The organism is Burkholderia sp. BCC1972 (genome assembly GCF_905339605.1).
Lineage (GTDB): Bacteria > Pseudomonadota > Gammaproteobacteria > Burkholderiales > Burkholderiaceae > Burkholderia.
In genome coordinates this window covers 57,265-72,874 of the sequence record NZ_CAJPGH010000006.1, presented here as the reverse complement: position 1 = coordinate 72,874, position 15,610 = coordinate 57,265, and the positions used below count along the sequence as shown (strand labels likewise).

General features: G+C 66.4%; 15 protein-coding genes and 1 riboswitch. Of the genes, 9 read left to right on the top strand and 6 right to left on the bottom strand.

The features are described 5' to 3' along the window. Positions 1 to 6 precede the first annotated feature (6 nt). From U5798_RS11610 to metF, 4 genes are all read left to right on the top strand, one after another. Entirely contained in the window at positions 7 to 741 is a 735-nt protein-coding gene (locus U5798_RS11610) for an RNA polymerase sigma factor FliA (protein WP_124456933.1), read from the top strand. 87 nt (positions 742 to 828) lie between these two features. Further along, positions 829 to 954, top strand: a riboswitch (S-adenosyl-L-homocysteine riboswitch). 32 nt (positions 955 to 986) lie between these two features. After that, positions 987 to 2,405 (top strand): adenosylhomocysteinase, encoded by a 1,419-nt coding sequence (gene ahcY, locus U5798_RS11605; RefSeq protein ID WP_034188069.1) that lies wholly within the window; start codon positions 987 to 989, stop codon positions 2,403 to 2,405. Between the two features lie 96 nt (positions 2,406 to 2,501). After that, positions 2,502 to 2,855, top strand: a complete 354-nt coding sequence (locus U5798_RS11600; RefSeq protein WP_006477367.1) for a phage holin family protein — start codon at positions 2,502 to 2,504, stop codon at positions 2,853 to 2,855. A gap of 35 nt (positions 2,856 to 2,890) precedes the next feature. Beyond that, the gene (metF, locus tag U5798_RS11595; protein WP_322082103.1) at positions 2,891 to 3,721 is read left to right on the top strand and encodes a methylenetetrahydrofolate reductase [NAD(P)H]; all 831 of its coding nucleotides are present in this window, start codon (positions 2,891 to 2,893) and stop codon (positions 3,719 to 3,721) included. Between the two features lie 117 nt (positions 3,722 to 3,838). Here metF and U5798_RS11590 read toward each other — a convergent pair whose 3' ends face one another. Together U5798_RS11590 and U5798_RS11585 are read right to left on the bottom strand one after the other, a co-directional pair. Next, a complete protein-coding gene (locus U5798_RS11590; protein ID WP_322082102.1) occupies positions 3,839 to 5,317 on the bottom strand; it encodes an amidase in 1,479 nt (492 codons plus the stop codon). An 82-nt stretch (positions 5,318 to 5,399) separates the two neighbouring features. Then, the gene (locus tag U5798_RS11585) at positions 5,400 to 6,092 is read right to left on the bottom strand and encodes a dienelactone hydrolase family protein (protein ID WP_322082101.1); all 693 of its coding nucleotides are present in this window, start codon (positions 6,090 to 6,092) and stop codon (positions 5,400 to 5,402) included. 223 nt (positions 6,093 to 6,315) lie between these two features. On the opposite strand from U5798_RS11585, the gene U5798_RS11580 reads away from it, so the two are divergent. Together U5798_RS11580 and U5798_RS11575 are read left to right on the top strand one after the other, a co-directional pair. After that, entirely contained in the window at positions 6,316 to 7,398 is a 1,083-nt protein-coding gene (locus U5798_RS11580; protein WP_322082100.1) for a nitronate monooxygenase, read from the top strand. A gap of 418 nt (positions 7,399 to 7,816) precedes the next feature. After that, positions 7,817 to 8,959, top strand: coding sequence for a branched-chain amino acid ABC transporter substrate-binding protein (locus tag U5798_RS11575; RefSeq protein WP_124456588.1), 1,143 nt, complete (start codon positions 7,817 to 7,819; stop codon positions 8,957 to 8,959). 94 nt (positions 8,960 to 9,053) lie between these two features. On the opposite strand, the gene U5798_RS11570 is transcribed toward U5798_RS11575, so the two are convergent. Beyond that, positions 9,054 to 10,271: an MFS transporter gene (locus U5798_RS11570; protein ID WP_322082099.1), complete on the bottom strand. Its 1,218-nt coding sequence runs from the start codon at positions 10,269 to 10,271 to the stop codon at positions 9,054 to 9,056. Positions 10,272 to 10,494: 223 nt separating this feature from the next. Between U5798_RS11570 and U5798_RS11565 the strand changes: the two genes are divergently transcribed. The 3 genes from U5798_RS11565 (at position 10,495) to U5798_RS11555 (ending at position 13,204) form a co-directional block, all read left to right on the top strand. After that, on the top strand, positions 10,495 to 11,154 hold the full coding sequence (locus U5798_RS11565) for a HugZ family protein (RefSeq protein ID WP_322082098.1): 660 nt from the start codon (positions 10,495 to 10,497) through the stop codon (positions 11,152 to 11,154). 357 nt (positions 11,155 to 11,511) lie between these two features. Beyond that, on the top strand, positions 11,512 to 11,805 hold the full coding sequence (locus tag U5798_RS11560; RefSeq protein WP_006491875.1) for an H-NS family nucleoid-associated regulatory protein: 294 nt from the start codon (positions 11,512 to 11,514) through the stop codon (positions 11,803 to 11,805). A gap of 241 nt (positions 11,806 to 12,046) precedes the next feature. Continuing rightward, a complete protein-coding gene (locus U5798_RS11555) occupies positions 12,047 to 13,204 on the top strand; it encodes a cation diffusion facilitator family transporter (RefSeq protein WP_124456585.1) in 1,158 nt (385 codons plus the stop codon). A gap of 51 nt (positions 13,205 to 13,255) precedes the next feature. Here U5798_RS11555 and U5798_RS11550 read toward each other — a convergent pair whose 3' ends face one another. The 3 genes from U5798_RS11550 to U5798_RS11540 all read right to left on the bottom strand — a co-directional run bounded on the left by U5798_RS11550 (position 13,256) and on the right by U5798_RS11540 (position 15,106). Next, positions 13,256 to 13,726, bottom strand: a complete 471-nt coding sequence (locus U5798_RS11550; RefSeq protein ID WP_006477376.1) for an Lrp/AsnC family transcriptional regulator — start codon at positions 13,724 to 13,726, stop codon at positions 13,256 to 13,258. A 79-nt stretch (positions 13,727 to 13,805) separates the two neighbouring features. After that, the gene (locus U5798_RS11545) at positions 13,806 to 14,465 is read right to left on the bottom strand and encodes an exonuclease (protein WP_124456584.1); all 660 of its coding nucleotides are present in this window, start codon (positions 14,463 to 14,465) and stop codon (positions 13,806 to 13,808) included. After that, a complete protein-coding gene (locus U5798_RS11540) occupies positions 14,462 to 15,106 on the bottom strand; it encodes an MBL fold metallo-hydrolase (protein ID WP_124456583.1) in 645 nt (214 codons plus the stop codon). Before U5798_RS11540 ends, U5798_RS11545 begins: the two co-directional genes overlap by 4 nt. Positions 15,107 to 15,610: the final 504 nt, after the last annotated feature.

Genomic DNA, 15,610 nt, shown 5'->3' with positions numbered 1-15,610 from the left:
AGAGCCATGATGTACAACGCTCAAGGAAAGATGTCCCAGGCCGACGTGCTCGCGCAATATGCGCCGCTGGTGCGCCGCCTCGGTCTGCAGCTCGTCGCGAAGATGCCGGCGAGCGTCGATCTCGACGACCTGATCCAGGCCGGCATGATCGGCCTGATGGACGCGGCCGGTCGCTACAAGGAAGACCAGGGCGCGCAGTTCGAGACCTACGCGACGCAGCGCATCCGCGGCGCGATGCTCGACGAGCTGCGCAGCAACGACTGGCTGCCGCGCAGCATGCGCAAGACGTCGCGCGAGGTCGAGCACGCGGTGCACCAGGTCGAGCAGCATCTCGGCCGCTCGGCGAGCGAGACCGAGATCGCCGAGCACCTGAAGATGCCGCTCGACGAATACCAGGGGATGCTGCAGGACCTGCACGGCAGCCAGCTCATCTACTACGAGGATTTCGACCGTGCGGCCGACGACGAGCCGTTTCTCGACCGCTATCGCGTCGATCACGCCGATCCGCTGTCCGCGCTGCTCGACGAGCACCTGCGCGAGGCGCTCGTCGAGGCGATCGAGCGGCTGCCGGAGCGCGAGAAGCTGCTGATGTCGCTCTATTACGAACGGGGTCTGAATCTGCGCGAGATCGGCGCGGTGCTCGAGGTGAGCGAGTCGCGCGTGTGCCAGCTGCACAGCCAGGCCGTCGCGCGCCTGCGCGCGCGGCTGCGCGAACAGGCCTGGGTCGGCGCGGAGTCCTGACCCTTTCAGGGCGGCCACGCGCGCCGACGCCGCGCGCGGGTATCGTGCTCGCGCATTTTGCGCGCCGATTTGCTACAATCCCCTCCGTTTTCCGAGGAGCGTTGCGACGGACATCCCTGTCCGCCAGGCTCGGAAGGCTTCACCAAGCAGCCGTGCGGCACGCATTTCGCGACCGTCGCGCCGGCCCCGCTTCCTGAACGGCGCTCACGTCACCAATCTAGAAACTTTTTAGAAAGGAGGGCGTGATGAACGCCATTATCGATTCCAAGGCTTCCCACGATTACGTCGTCGCCGACATGGCGCTGGCCGGCTGGGGCCGCAAGGAACTCAACATCGCCGAGACCGAAATGCCGGGCCTCGTGCAGATCCGCGACGAATACAAGGCACAGCAGCCGCTGAAGGGCGCGCGCATTGCCGGTTCGCTGCACATGACGATCCAGACGGGCGTGCTGATCGAGACGCTGAAGGCGCTCGGCGCGGACGTCCGTTGGGCGTCGTGCAACATCTTCTCGACGCAGGACCACGCTGCGGCAGCGATCGTCGAAGCCGGCACGCCGGTGTTCGCGTTCAAGGGCGAGTCGCTCGACGAGTACTGGGAATTCTCGCACCGCATCTTCGAATGGCCGAACGGCGAATTCGCGAACATGATCCTGGACGACGGCGGCGATGCCACGCTGCTGCTGATCCTCGGCGCGAAGGCCGAGAAGGACCGTTCGGTGATCGCGAAGCCGACCAACGAGGAAGAAGTCGCGCTGTACAAGTCGATCGCGAAGCACCTCGACATCGACGCGACCTGGTACTCGAAGCGCCTCGCGCACATCAAGGGCGTGACCGAAGAAACCACGACCGGCGTGCACCGCCTGTACCAGATGGAAAAGGACGGCCGCCTGCCGTTCCCGGCGTTCAACGTGAACGATTCGGTCACGAAGTCGAAGTTCGACAACCTGTACGGCTGCCGTGAATCGCTGGTCGACGGCATCAAGCGCGCGACCGACGTGATGATCGCGGGCAAGGTCGCGGTCGTCGCGGGCTACGGCGACGTGGGCAAGGGCTGCGCGCAGTCGCTGCGCGGCCTTGGCGCGACCGTGTGGGTCACCGAAATCGATCCGATCTGCGCACTGCAGGCGGCGATGGAAGGCTACCGCGTCGTGACGATGGAATACGCGGCCGACAAGGCCGACATCTTCGTGACGGCCACCGGCAACTACCACGTGATCAACCACGATCACATGAAGGCGATGCGCCACAACGCGATCGTCTGCAACATCGGCCACTTCGATTCGGAAATCGACGTTGCGTCGACGCGCCAGTACCAGTGGGAAAACATCAAGCCGCAGGTCGACCACATCATCTTCCCGGACGGCAAGCGCGTGATCCTGCTGGCGGAAGGCCGCCTCGTGAACCTCGGCTGCGCGACCGGCCACCCGTCGTTCGTGATGTCGAACTCGTTCGCGAACCAGACGCTCGCGCAGATCGAGCTGTTCGTGCGCGGCAACGAGTACGAGAACAAGGTGTACGTGCTGCCGAAGCATCTCGATGAAAAGGTCGCGCGCCTGCACCTGGCGCGCATCGGCGCGAACCTGTCCGTGCTGTCGGACGAGCAGGCTTCGTACATCGGCGTGCAGAAGGACGGCCCGTTCAAGCCGAACCACTACCGCTATTGATGCGCGGCCGCCGCCGCACCGTGCGCGCCCGTTGCGGGCGCACGGCGCGGCGGCGCTCATCGATCGTACCGATCGACCACTGAACCGGAGCACTCCATGAGCGTCATCCTCACCTGGGTCATCAACGCGCTCGCGCTGCTGATCATCACGTATCTCGTGCCGTCGATCCACATCAAGAGCTTCGGCACCGCGCTGATCATCGCGGTCGTGCTGGGCCTGATCAACACGGTGATCCGTCCGGTGCTGATCCTGCTGACGCTGCCCGTGACGATCGTTACGCTCGGGGTGTTCATCCTCGTCGTGAACGCGCTGTGCTTCTGGTTCGCATCGTCGCTGCTGAAGGGCTTCGAGGTGTCGGGATTCTGGTCCGCGTTCTTCGGTTCGATCCTGTACAGCATCGTGTCGTGGCTGCTGTCCGCCCTGATCTTCGGCCAGCGCGACATCGGCTGACGGGCCGGCGGGCGCAGGCCCAACCCCATCGAATCATGAAACCGATCGAACTCTCGTTTGAATTCTTCCCGCCGAAGACGGCGGACGGCGTCGAGAAGCTGCGCGCGACGCGCGCGCAGCTGCTGCCGCTGCAGCCGAAATTCGTCTCCGTGACGTTCGGCGCCGGCGGCTCGACGCAGCAAGGCACGCTCGATACCGTGCTCGACATGCAGAAGGACGGCCTCGAGGCCGCGCCGCACCTGTCGTGCATCGGCTCGTCGCGCGACAGCCTGCGCGCGATCCTCGACCAGTACCGCTCGCACGGCATCCGGCACATCGTCGCGCTGCGCGGCGACCTGCCGTCGGGGATGGGCGAGGTCGGCGAGCTGCGCTATGCGTCCGAGCTCGTCAGCTTCATCCGCGCCGAGCATGGCGACTGGTTCCACATCGAAGTCGCCGGCTATCCGGAGTACCACCCGCAGTCGCGCTCGCCGAAGGCCGATCTCGAGAATTTCGCGCGCAAGGTGAAAGCCGGCGCGAATTCCGCGATCACGCAGTACTTCTTCAACGCGGACGCGTATTTCCGCTTCGTCGACGATGCGCGCAAGCTGGGTGTGGACGTGCCGATCGTGCCGGGCATCATGCCGATCACGAACTTCTCGCAGCTGATGCGCTTCTCCGAGATGTGCGGCGCCGAAGTGCCGCGCTGGGTCGCGCGCCGGCTCGAGAGCTTCGGCGACGATCGCGAGTCGATCCGCGCGTTCGGCGCGGACGTCGTCACGGGCCTGTGCCAGCGCCTGATCGATGCGGGCGTGCCGGGCCTGCACTTCTACACGCTGAACGCGGCGACCGCCACGCGAACGATCTGCGAACGGCTCGCCGTGTAAGCGCGGTCAAGGCGCGGTCACGCGGTTGCATGCGCACAAGCCCCGCCGGGTTCGCCGGCGGGGCTTTTTTCGTCGTGACGGTTGATGCGTGACGTGCGGCGGAGGCGCTTGCCCGCGTCAGCGCTGCGCCTGCATCAGCGGCGGGCGGCGGTCGAACCACGGCCGCGCCTGTTCGAGCTGCCGCGCGAGCTTCAGCAACAACGCTTCGTCGGCGTGGCGCGCGGCGAACTGCACGCCGATCGGCAGCCCGCGCGCATTCCAGTAGAGCGGAACCGACATCGCCGGCTGGCCGGTCAGGTTGAAGAGCTCGGTGCAGCCGGCCCACGCGAACGCCTTCTCCGACGACTTCGCGAGCATTTCCTTCAGCAGGGGTTTCACCGGCAGCGCGGCAAGCAGCTTCATCTGCGCGGATTCGAACGGCGTCGGCTGCAGCTCGCCGATCTTCACCGGCGGCGCGGCGAGCGACGCGCACAGGATCGCGTCGTAGCGCGACACGAGGCCGGACACCTGCACGGTCAGTTGGCGCTGCCATTCGAGCACGTCCGGCAGGCGCGTGCGCGCGAGGCGCCGGCCGACCACGGCCATCGCCCACGTCGCGGCCTCGAATTCGCCGCGTCGCGGCGTGCGGCCCGTCAGCTCGCGCGCGCCGAGCACCATTTCCTCGGCGATCGTCGCCCACAGCGTGAGGAAGGTCTCGGCCGCACGCGCGTAGTCGACGTTCAACGTCGCCGGTTCGACATGGTGGCCGAGCGATTCGAGCAGCGCGGCCGCATCGTCGAGCGCCGCGCGCGTGTCGTCGGCGAGCGCCGGCGCGAGCATCGGATCGACGACGAAACCGATCCGCAGCGGGCCGGGCGGCGTGTCGAGTGCGCCGAGGAAGGTGCCGGGCGCGCCGGCCGGCAGCGTCTGGCCGGTCGTCACGTCGAGCAGCAGTGCGCTGTCGCGCACGCTGCGCGATATCGCATGCTGGACGACGAGCTCGCCGTTCGACGGCAGGTCGACGAGTGCCGGGTTGCGGCTCGGCTTCAGGCCGAACAGCCCGCAACACGATGCGGGGATGCGGATCGAGCCGCCGCCGTCGGACGCATGCGCGAGCGGCACGATGCCGGCCGCGACGGCCGCCGCGGCGCCGCCGCTCGAGCCGCCGGGCGTGTGGTCGAGATTCCACGGATTGCGGCACGCGCCGAACAACTCGGGTTCGGTGTACGGCATCTGGCCGATTTCCGACGTATTGGTCTTGCCGAACACGTTCAGGCCCGCCGCGCGGCTGCGTGCGATCACCGGCGAATCGTCGGCCGGCACGAAATACCGGTAATGCCGGCTGCCCATCGACAGCGGCAGCCCGGCGACGGCCGCACCGAGATCCTTGACGAGATAAGGCACGCCCGCGAACGGCGCGTCGGCGCCGGGTTCGGGCGCGGCGGTCGCGCGCTGGCGCGCGGCTTCGTAATCCTGCAGCACGATCGCGTTGATCGCGCCGTTGACCGCTTCGGCCTGGCCGATCGCGGCGTCGAGCAGTTCGCGCGGGCTGGCCTTGCGGTCGCGCACGAGCGCCGCGAGGCCGGTTGCGTCATGCGCGAGATAGTCCGAGTGCATCGCAGTCACCCCCGTCGTGACACGTGGCGATGATGGGAGCATAACGCGGGCCCGGCGCGCCGGGCCCGCGGCCGGGCGTTATTTACAGGTGCTCGGCGAGGAACGTCAGCGTGCGGCCGTGCGCGAGCGCCGCTGCGCGCTGGTTGTACGACGCGCGGTCCGTACAGTTGAAGCCGTGCTCGGCGCCCGGGTACACGTGGAACGACGCGTGGCCGCGGCCGGCGAACGCGGCCTTCACCTGGTCGACGGCCGTGAGCGGGATGCCGTGGTCGTTTTCGGCGTAGTGGAACAGGATCGGCTGCGTGACCTTGCCGGCGAGGTCGAGTGCGTTCTGGATGCCGCCGCCGTAATAGGACACCGCCGCGTCGAGCTTGCCGGTCGCGGCCGCGCGGTACGCGAGCTGGCCGCCGAAGCAGTAGCCGATCGCGGCGACCTTGCCGGCCACTTCGGGGCGTGCACGCAACGCGTCGGCCGCCGCGCCGATGTCGGCCACCGCGAGACCGACGTCGGTCTTCTTCATCAGCTCGATGCCCTTGTCGCGATCCGCGCCGTCGTAGGTCAGCTCGACGCGCGGCTGCGTGCGCCAGAACACGTCCGGCGCGAGCGCGACGAAACCGTCGGACGCGTATTGCTCGGCGACCGCGCGGATGTGCGAGTTCACGCCGAAGATCTCCTGGATGATGATGACGGCAGGGCCCTTGCCGCGCTTGGGCAGCGCGAGATAGCCGCCGAAGCTGTCGTTACCGGTCGGGATGTCGATCCATTGGGCAGTCACGTTCTGAACTCCTGGCGAACGGGATGCGCGATGCGCACCCCGGGGTGAAAGAGGGCGGCCTAGTGTGCCACCAATCGTCGGGTGCTGCAGTGCACACGCCCGCTTCTCGCGCAGCGATCGTTTCGATCTCGATTATTCATTTTTCGGCGCTGCGCCGCTTCGATAGAGTCGATGTACCGGCCTTTACAAAGCGCTTTCGCGCATCGTCATCGAAGGATTCGCCATGTCTGCCCGTCTGTTTTCCACCGCCTTTTCCGAACGCTTCGGCCTGCGCCTGCCGCTCGTGCAGGCGCCGATGGTCGGCGCGACCACGACCGCGATGGTCGCCGCCGCATCGAACGCCGGCGCGCTCGGCAGCCTCGGCGCCGGCGCGCTCGCGCCCGAGCGTATCGAGGCCGAAGTCGCGGCGATCCGCGCGGCGACCGATCGCCCGTTCGCGATCAACCTGTTCGTGTTGCCCGATGACGCCGCGCCCGATGCGGCGACCGTCGCGCGCGCACTGGCCGCGATCGACCCGCTGAACGCGACGCTCGGCCTGCCGCCGGGCACGGCGCCGGCCCGCTACGCGCCCGACTTCCGCGCGCAGCTCGATGCACTCGTCGCGCTGCGCGTGCCGGTCGCGAGCTTCACGTTCGGCGTGCTCGACGCGGCCGACGTCGCGCGCCTGAAGGCGGCCGGCACCTATGTGATCGGCACCGCGACGCACGTGGCCGAAGGGCTCGCGTGGCAGGCGGCCGGCGCCGATGCGCTGTCCGCGCAGGGTGCCGAGGCGGGCGGCCATCGCGGCACGTTCATCGGTTCCGCCGACGATGCGCTGATCGGCACGCTCGCGCTCGTGCCGCAGCTCGTCGACGCGACCGGCCTGCCCGTGCTCGCCGCGGGCGGCATCATGGACGGCCGCGGGATCGCGGCCGCGCTCGCGCTCGGCGCGCAGGGCGCCCAGCTCGGCACCGCGTTCCTCACCTGTGCGGAAAGCGCGATCGCGGCGGACTGGAAGGCGCGCCTGCTCGCGAGCACCGATACGTCGACGCAGGTCACACGCGCGATCACCGGCCGCCACGCGCGCGGGTTGCGCAACACGCTGATGGCGCGGCTCGGCGAACACGTGGCCGACGTCGCGCCGTACCCGGTGCAGAACGCGCTGACGCAGCCGCTGCGCCAGGCGGCCGCGCGCGCGAACGACGGCGACTACCTGTCGCTGTGGGCCGGGCAGGGCGCGCCGCTCGCGCGGCGGCGCGGCGATGCGCTGACGACGTCGCAGCTCGTCACGGCGCTCGACGCGGAATGGCGTGCGTCGTTCGCCTGAATCGTTCATATCGGACGATGAAACGCGCGCGTTGTCACGCGCGTTTCATTCAATGATCCCGCGCACAAAATACCGAATCGAAATGCCCCGGGAATCGATTGAATCGACCTTTCGGCAAGCTGCCGAAAACTAGCGGAAACCCTTATCCGGCGGGGCTTGCGACGATATTCGAGTCTTCATTCCAAAGCGTGCATATCAGTAGTGTTACCACTACCCCAAAAAAGTCCCACAAATTAATTTGATCACCTACACTTGCGCGCAAGTACGGACGGGCGGCTGCTAAAAGCGGCTGTTTTTCACGTGCTTGAGGCCAAGTGCATGAAGGATGCAACCGGCGAATCGTCCAGTGATTGCAAACACAGGGATGGCAGCGGGGCACCGGGCGATGGCGTTTATTGGGACCGAACTGGAGACTTACATGAATATCAAGATGCAAAAGCTGTTGCCGATCACCGCAGCGGCGATGCTGTGTGCTGCAGCTGCAAGCAACGCGTCCGCCGATCAAGTCGTCAAGATCGGCCACGTCGCGCCGTTGACGGGCGGCATTGCACACCTGGGCAAGGACAACGAAAACGGCGCACGTCTCGCAGTCGAAGAGATCAACGCGAAGGGTCTCACGGTCGGCGGCCAGAAAATCACGCTGCAACTGGACCCGCAGGATGACGCGGCCGACCCGCGCCAGGCCACGCAGGTTGCGCAGAAGCTCGTCGACGACAAGGTCGTCGCCGTGGTCGGCCACCTGAACTCGGGTACGTCGATCCCGGCCTCGAAGATCTACAGCGATGCGGGCATCGTGCAGATCTCGCCGTCGGCGACCAACCCGGCCTACACGCAGCAAGGCTTCAAGACCACGTATCGCGTGGTCGCGACCGATGCGCAGCAGGGCCCGGCACTGGCGAACTACGCGCACTCGAAGGGTGTCAAGAGCGTGGCGGTGGTCGACGATTCGACCGCATACGGCCAGGGTCTCGCGAACGAGTTCGAGAAGAAGGCGAAGGCGCTCGGCCTGAAGGTGCTGTCGCACGACGCGACGAACGACAAGGCAGTCGACTTCCGCGCGATTCTGACCAAGATCAAGGGCGAGAATCCGGACGCGATCATGTACGGCGGCATGGACGCCACCGGCGGCCCGTTCGCGAAGCAGGCGAAGCAGCTCGGCCTGCGCGCGAAGATCTTCGCGGGCGACGGCGTGTGCACGGAAAAGCTGGCCGACCTGGCCGGCGACGCGACCGACAACATCGTGTGCTCGGAAGCCGGTGCTTCGCTCGAGAAGATGCCGGGCGGCGGCGCGTTCAAGGCGAAGTACGAGAAGCGCTTCGGCCAGCCGATCCAGATCTACGCACCGTTCACGTATGACGCCGTGTACATCATCGCCGACGCGATGAAGCGCGCGGACTCGACGGATCCGGCGAAGATCCTCGCGGCGATGCCGGCGACGAAGTACACGGGCGTGATCGGCACGACGACCTTCGACTCGAAGGGCGACCTGCAGCACGGCGTGATCTCGCTGTACAACTACAAGAGCGGCAAGAAGTCGCTGCTCGACGAAGTGAAGATGTAACGCGACGAGCGGTCAACAGAAGGGGTGAAAGCGCGCATGCGGCAACGCATGCGCGCTTTCTTTTTGGCCGTTCGGCCCGGCCGGCGCCGTGCCGTCAGATCTTCAGGTGCGCGAGCACCTTCGGCGCGATGATCGCGACGAGCGCCGCGCACAGCGCGACGACCGACAGGCCGATCGTCAGGTTCGCGGCCTGCGCGACCGCACCGATCACGACCGGACCGGACAGCAGTCCGAAATACGCGAGCCCGGCCACGTGCGCGAGCCCTTCGGCCGCGTGGATGCCCTTCACGCGCGCGGCGGCGGCGAACAGCACGGGCATCATGTTCGCGAGGCCGAGGCCCATCAGCGTGAAACCGGTCAGTACCACGACCGGATTCGGCAGCAGCAGCGCGCCGATCATCCCCGCGCACGCGAGCGACGCGCTCGCGAACACGAGCTGCGGCGCGCCGAAGCGCGCGCGTACGGCGTCGCCCGCGAAGCGTGCGATGGCCATCCCGCCCGAGAACGCCGCATACGCGGCACTCGCGAGCGCGGGGCTCGCCGCGACCACGTCACGCATGTAGACCGTCGCCCAGTCGTACATCGCGCCTTCGGCGATCAGTGCGATCAGCGCGATGCCGCCGAGCATCCACAACGCGGCCGAGCGCCAGCGATTGCCGCCGCCGTGCGCGTGTTCGTGGTGCGGCACCTGCGGCAGCACGGCCGGGCTGGCGGCCACGAGCACTGCGGCGCTCACGGCCGCCGCGAGCGCGAGATGCACGGCCGGCGCCATGCCGGCCGACAGCAGCGCGCCGCCGGCGGCCGCGCCCGACATCCCGCCGATGCTGAACATCCCGTGCAGCGACGACATGATCGGTTTGCCGAGCGCGATCTCGACCGCGCTGGCCTCGGCGTTCATCGCGACGTCGAGCGTGGCCATCGAGAAGCCGAACAGCGCGAGCACCGCGAGCAGCATCCCGTAGTCGGGCACGACGAGGATCAGCGCCGCGCACGCGGCCATCACGAGCCCGCCGGCGAGGCACGCGGTGCGCGAGCCGACGCGGGTGATCCAGCGCGCGACGGTCAGCATCGCGGCGATCGAGCCGCCGGCGACCGCGAACAGCGCGATCGACAGCAGGCCGGGGCTCAGCGCGAACTTGTCGCGCACGGTCGGCACGTGCACGCCCCACGACGCGTACATCATGCCGGCGACGAAGAACAGCGCCATCGACGCCGTGCGCGCGCGCTGGCGGGCCGGCAGCGGCAGCGCGCGATGCGCGGCGGGCGGCGCGGCGAACGGGGACGACGACTGCGGAGAAGAGGATTCGGACACGGGAAGGCTCGTCAGGAAATGCACGGACGCACGCGGCGTCCGTCGGAATTGTCCGATTCTATCGAACCGCTTACGATCCTGCCGGGCGCTGCCCATTCGGCCGACGATCGGCCGACCGGACTGCATCGGCCGTCTGGCCGACGCGCGGCGTGCCGCATCGGCGGGTAACATCGAAGTGCATGCGGCATGAACGATGCGCCGCCCTTCGACCGCAGGAGTCCTCTTGAACATCGATCCCGCCCTCGCGTTGCATTTGCTGCACCGTTGTGCGCTCGGCACGCTCGCCACCCATACGCGCGAACCGCAGGGTTTCCCGTATCCGACGGTCGTCCCGTTTGCGCCCGATGCAAGCCATCGGCCCGTGATCCTCGTCAGCGGCCTGGCCGAGCACACGCGCAATCTCGCCGCCGATCAGCGGTCGGGCTTCCTGGTCGTCGACGCGCCGGATGGCGACGTGCTGAATGCCGAGCGCGCGACGCTGCTCGGCCGGTTCGTGCCGCTCGGCGACGATCCGCATGCCGCTGCGCGCTACCTGCGCTACGAGCCGGACGCCGCGCGCTATCTCGCACTCGGCGATTTCTCGTTCTGGGCGCTCGATATCGAGCGGCTCCGCTATATCGGCGGGTTCGGGCGGATGGGCTGGGTCGAAGGCACGCATCTCGGCGCATGGCCGCCGCTCGCGTTCGACGACGAGCAGGCGCTGTGGAACGCCTACGATGCCGGCGACGCACGTCGCGACGGGCTCGACCTGCTCGGCGTCGATCGTCACGGTGCCGACTGGCGATACGACGGCCGCCGCGTGCGCACGCCATTCGATGCGCCGTCGGCCGATATCGGCGCGCTGCGCGACCGGCTGATTGCATGCGCGCGCGATGTGACGTGACGTCGCGGGTCAGTGACTTGTCCGTTTAGCAAACCACGTCATGTGATTTTTAGCAAAACTGTCGTCCGATGAAAGCTTCTATTTTTCCGAATACAGGGTAATTGCGTATGTTGATAGACCTAATAGACAATCGCTAATGTCCTAATCTCTGTACACGGACGTAAAAATTTGAGAAAAGGCCGCGGCCGGTCAAATTGACATGTGCGAATTACAATTGGTCTCGGGATTTTCGTGAATCTCGCTTCTATCAAATCTTTTTTGTGCTAATCTCTGCCTTCGAAAATCCGAGGCACATATATTTCATGAATGGTGAGCTGGCTGCAGACCGGCGCCATTAGTCAGATAGAAAGGGAAACTATGTCTTCTTACAAGGACCTGCTGGCCCAGCGGGAGAAGCTGGAGAAGCAAATCGAAGAAGCGAAGTCGCGTGAATACGCTGAAGTGCTGAATGACGTGAAGCAGAAAATTGCCGACTACGGCTTTTCGCTCGCCGAACTCGGTCTCAGCCGCGCGAAGGCAGGCAAGGTTGGCCGTCCGCGCGCCGGCGTGGCCGCGAAGTACCGCGATCCGGAAACGGGCGCGACGTGGTCGGGCCGTGGCAAGCCGCCGCGCTGGATTGCCGGCAAGAACCGCGAGCAGTTTGCGATTTAAGCGTTTTTTTAAGTCGCCCGCGCTTCGAAAGAGCCGCGTATCCGTTCAGGAGCGCGGCTTTTTTGTTTCCGGGCACCGCCGGTGTGCACGCATTGTCATGAAAATGTAATGATTCAATGTGAATGAAAATGCGACACGTTCGCATAAGCGATTGATTTAAATAAGAAATTTGTGGGTATTGGGCGGGTTCGCGAGGCGCGTTTGATAGAATTGCGCATCGCTCACCGATATCTCATATTTCATGTCCACGTTTTCCGGCGACGCGCAGAGCGCAGATAAGCACGCCGTTGCGCGCAAGAGCACGCTCGTCAGTATTGTGCTGAATGTCGTGCTTGCGACATTTCAGATCGTCGTCGGTACGATTGCGCATTCGCAGGCATTGATTGCCGACGGCGTGCATTCGATATCCGATTTGATCTCGGATTTTGTCGTGCTGGTTGCGAATCGCCACAGCGGTGCATCGCCGGATGCCGACCACAATTACGGCCATAGCCGCTACGAGACGGTCGCGTCGCTGTTTCTCGGCGCGATCCTGATTGCAGTCGGAATCGGCATGCTCTGGCGCGCCGGCGATCGCCTCGTTAATCTCGAAAACATTCCGGCCGTCCATTTCTCCGCGCTGATCGTCGCGCTGACGGTGCTCGTGTCGAAAGAGGCGCTGTTTCGCTACATGCTGCGCGAGGCGCGGCGCGTGCGTTCGGCGATGCTCGTCGCGAACGCGTGGCATGCACGTTCGGATGCCGCGTCGTCGCTGGTCGTCGCCATCGGCATCGTCGGCAGCCTGGCCGGCGTGAAACTGCTCGACCCGATCGCGGCCGCGATCGTCGGCTTCATGGTCGCGCGGATGGGCTGGACGTTCGGCTATGACGCGCTGCAGGACCTGTCCGACCGCGCGCTCGACACGGCCGACACGGCCGAGATCCGCGCGCTGCTCGCGGCGACGCCGGGCGTGCGCGACGTGCACGACCTGCGTACGCGCAAGATGGGCGATGCCGCGCTCGTCGACGCGCACATCCTCGTCGATCCGAAGATCTCCGTCTCCGAAGGGCACTACATTGCCGAAACCGCGCGTGCGCGCGTGCTGACCGACCCGCGCGTGCTCGATGCGCTGATTCACGTCGACCCGGAGAACGACGCGGCGCGCCGCCCGGCGCTCGCGCTGCCGCCGCGCGGCGAGATCGCGGCACGGCTCGAGGCGGCGCTCGCGCAGCGCGGCCTGCAGGCGACGGCGATCAACCTGCATTACCTGAGTACGGGGCTCGAGATCGACGTGACGCTCGCCAGCGATCCGCGCGAACCCGATGCGGCGCTGGCCGGCCGGATCGACGTCGGCGCGCTGGAGCGCGAGTTCGGTGCGCGCCGGATCGGCTTCACGCGCGCGATGCCCGTGCAGGCGTGACCGGCGGCCGGCAATCGCGCTCGCCGAGCGCCAGCCGGGCCGGCCTGCGCGTTACAGCGGCAGTTGCGTGTCGAACTTGATTTCGCGCAGCACGACGCTCGTGCGCACCTGCGACACGGCCGGGATCTTGAAGATGCGTTCGTGCAGGAACACGTCGTAGGCCTTGATGTCCGGCGCGACGATCTTGAGGATGTAATCGGCTTCGCCCGTCGTGCTGTAGCACTCGGTGACTTCCGGGCAGGTTGCGATCTCGCGCTCGAACTGCTCGACGCCGCCTTCGTTGTGGCGCGTGAGGTGCACGTGCGCGAGCGCGCAGACGTGCAGGCCGAGCTTCTCGCGATCGAGCAGCGCCGTGTAGCGCTGGATCACGCCTGATTGTTCCATGTCCTTGATGCGGCGCCAGCACGGCGTGCTCGACAGGCCGACCTGGTCGGAAATTTCCTGTACGGAACGGCGCGCGTCGAGCTGCAACAGGCGAAGGATTTTTTGCGAAAAGGAATCGAGCGTCACCTGCGCCTCCATGCGGCAGCAACAACATGCTGAATGTTAGAGGGCCGGAAAAGGAAAGGCAATCTGGTGTGGCGCTGGTGAGCGAGATTCGCTAATTTGCTCGCGGATCCGTGGGGTTTTGTCCCGCCCCAGCCTTGTCCGACCGATCGGTGTCCGACACGGCGAGGCCTGCGAGCGCGGCCTGCTGCCGGCGCAGGTCGGCGAGCATGTTGCAGAACAGCGCGCCTTGCTCGATCGCGTCGTCGAGCGCGACGTGCGTATGCGGATGGTCGTCGAACCAGTGCTTCGGAAAGCGCGGCTTGATCGCCTTGCGGTACGGCAGGCCCGTCATCGCGAACGCGAGCGTCTTGATGTCGAGCGCGGACCACGAGAACGGGCAGCGCCCCGCGAAGCGCATCATGTACCAGAACATGAACGTGAAATCGAAGCCGGCCGGCATCGCGACGAACACGGGCTTGCCGGGCAGCGCCTCGACCCAGTCGACGTACGCGACCAGCGCCGCCTCGGGCGCCTGCAGGTCGCGCCGGCACGCGGCCCACGCGTCGGGTTCGGTCTTCCACCACGCTTCCTGCACCGGGTGCGCCTGCGCGCCGGGCAGCGTCTCGAGGTTGGCCGAGAATGTCGCGATCAGCTGCTTGTCCTCGGTGTAGGCGGCCGACGCGAAGCTGAGCATCGAGTGCGGGCCGGGAATCGGGCCGTCGGCCTCGACGTCGGTGCTGACGTAAATTTCCGGGATGGCGGTCTGGTTCATCCGAATACCTTGTCGGACACGAACGGGTTCGTGCGGCGCTCGTCGCCGAACGTCGACACCGGGCCGTGGCCCGGCACGAACGTGACGTCGTCGCCGAGCGGCCACAGCTTTTCCTTGATCGAACGGACGAGATCCTCGTGGTTGCCGCGCGGAAAATCGGTCCGGCCGATCGAGCCGGCGAACAGCACGTCGCCGACGATCGCGACGCGATGCGCGCGGCTGAAGAACACGACATGGCCGGGCGTGTGGCCCGGGCAGTGATAGACCTCGAGCGTCTCGTCGCCGAACTGCACGGTGTCGCCGTCGTTCAGCCAATGGTCGGGCTCGAAGATGTCGGCGGCCGGGAAGCCGAAGCGTTCGCTCTGCATCGGCAGCTTCTCGATCCAGAAGCGTTCTTCTTCCTGCGGCCCTTCGATCGGTACGCCGTAGTGCGTCGCGAGCGTCTTCGCGCCCGCGCAGTGATCGATGTGCCCGTGCGTGAGCAGCACTTTCTCGACCTGCACGTTCTGCCGCGCGACTTCCTGCTGGATCCGGTCGAGATCGCCGCCCGGATCGACGACGGCGGCACGGCCCGTTTTCTCGCAGACAAGCAGCGAGCAGTTCTGCTGGAACGGCGTGACCGGAATGAGCGTGACTTTCATGGAGGCACCGGCGGCTAAAAGGAGCGATTGTACCGGTCGCGCGCGCCGCCTGCCGTTCGTGCGGCGCGTGCCGCGACGCACCGATGCGGGCATTCCCCGAGCATGTCGATTGTTACAGCCATAGTGAGAATCAATGGTCCGCCGGGGGTGCTTTTCGAGACAAGGTTTTGATTTATGTATAATGCGCTCCATTGCGCGTGAATTTCATGCCATTCGCTGGTGTTTCGGCCCCGTTAAAAGAGGCGTCCGATTCACCGTCAAGCATCAGCCGCCGGGGAGTCCGGCGGTGTATCCAGCACCGATATTCGGTGCTCACGTCTTGTCCGGCCGGGTGCTGCGCGCCCGCCTTGCGGCCCAGCTGCCGCGCCGCCGGATGAGGCCTGTGCCGCCGTTCCCGTGCGTTGGTCGTATCGACGCGCGCGAACGTGAAACCATGTTCGATGGCGGCATGCGGGGTCTGGTCAGGCTGTTGGGGACAGGTTGCGCCAGACGTGAAAACTAATC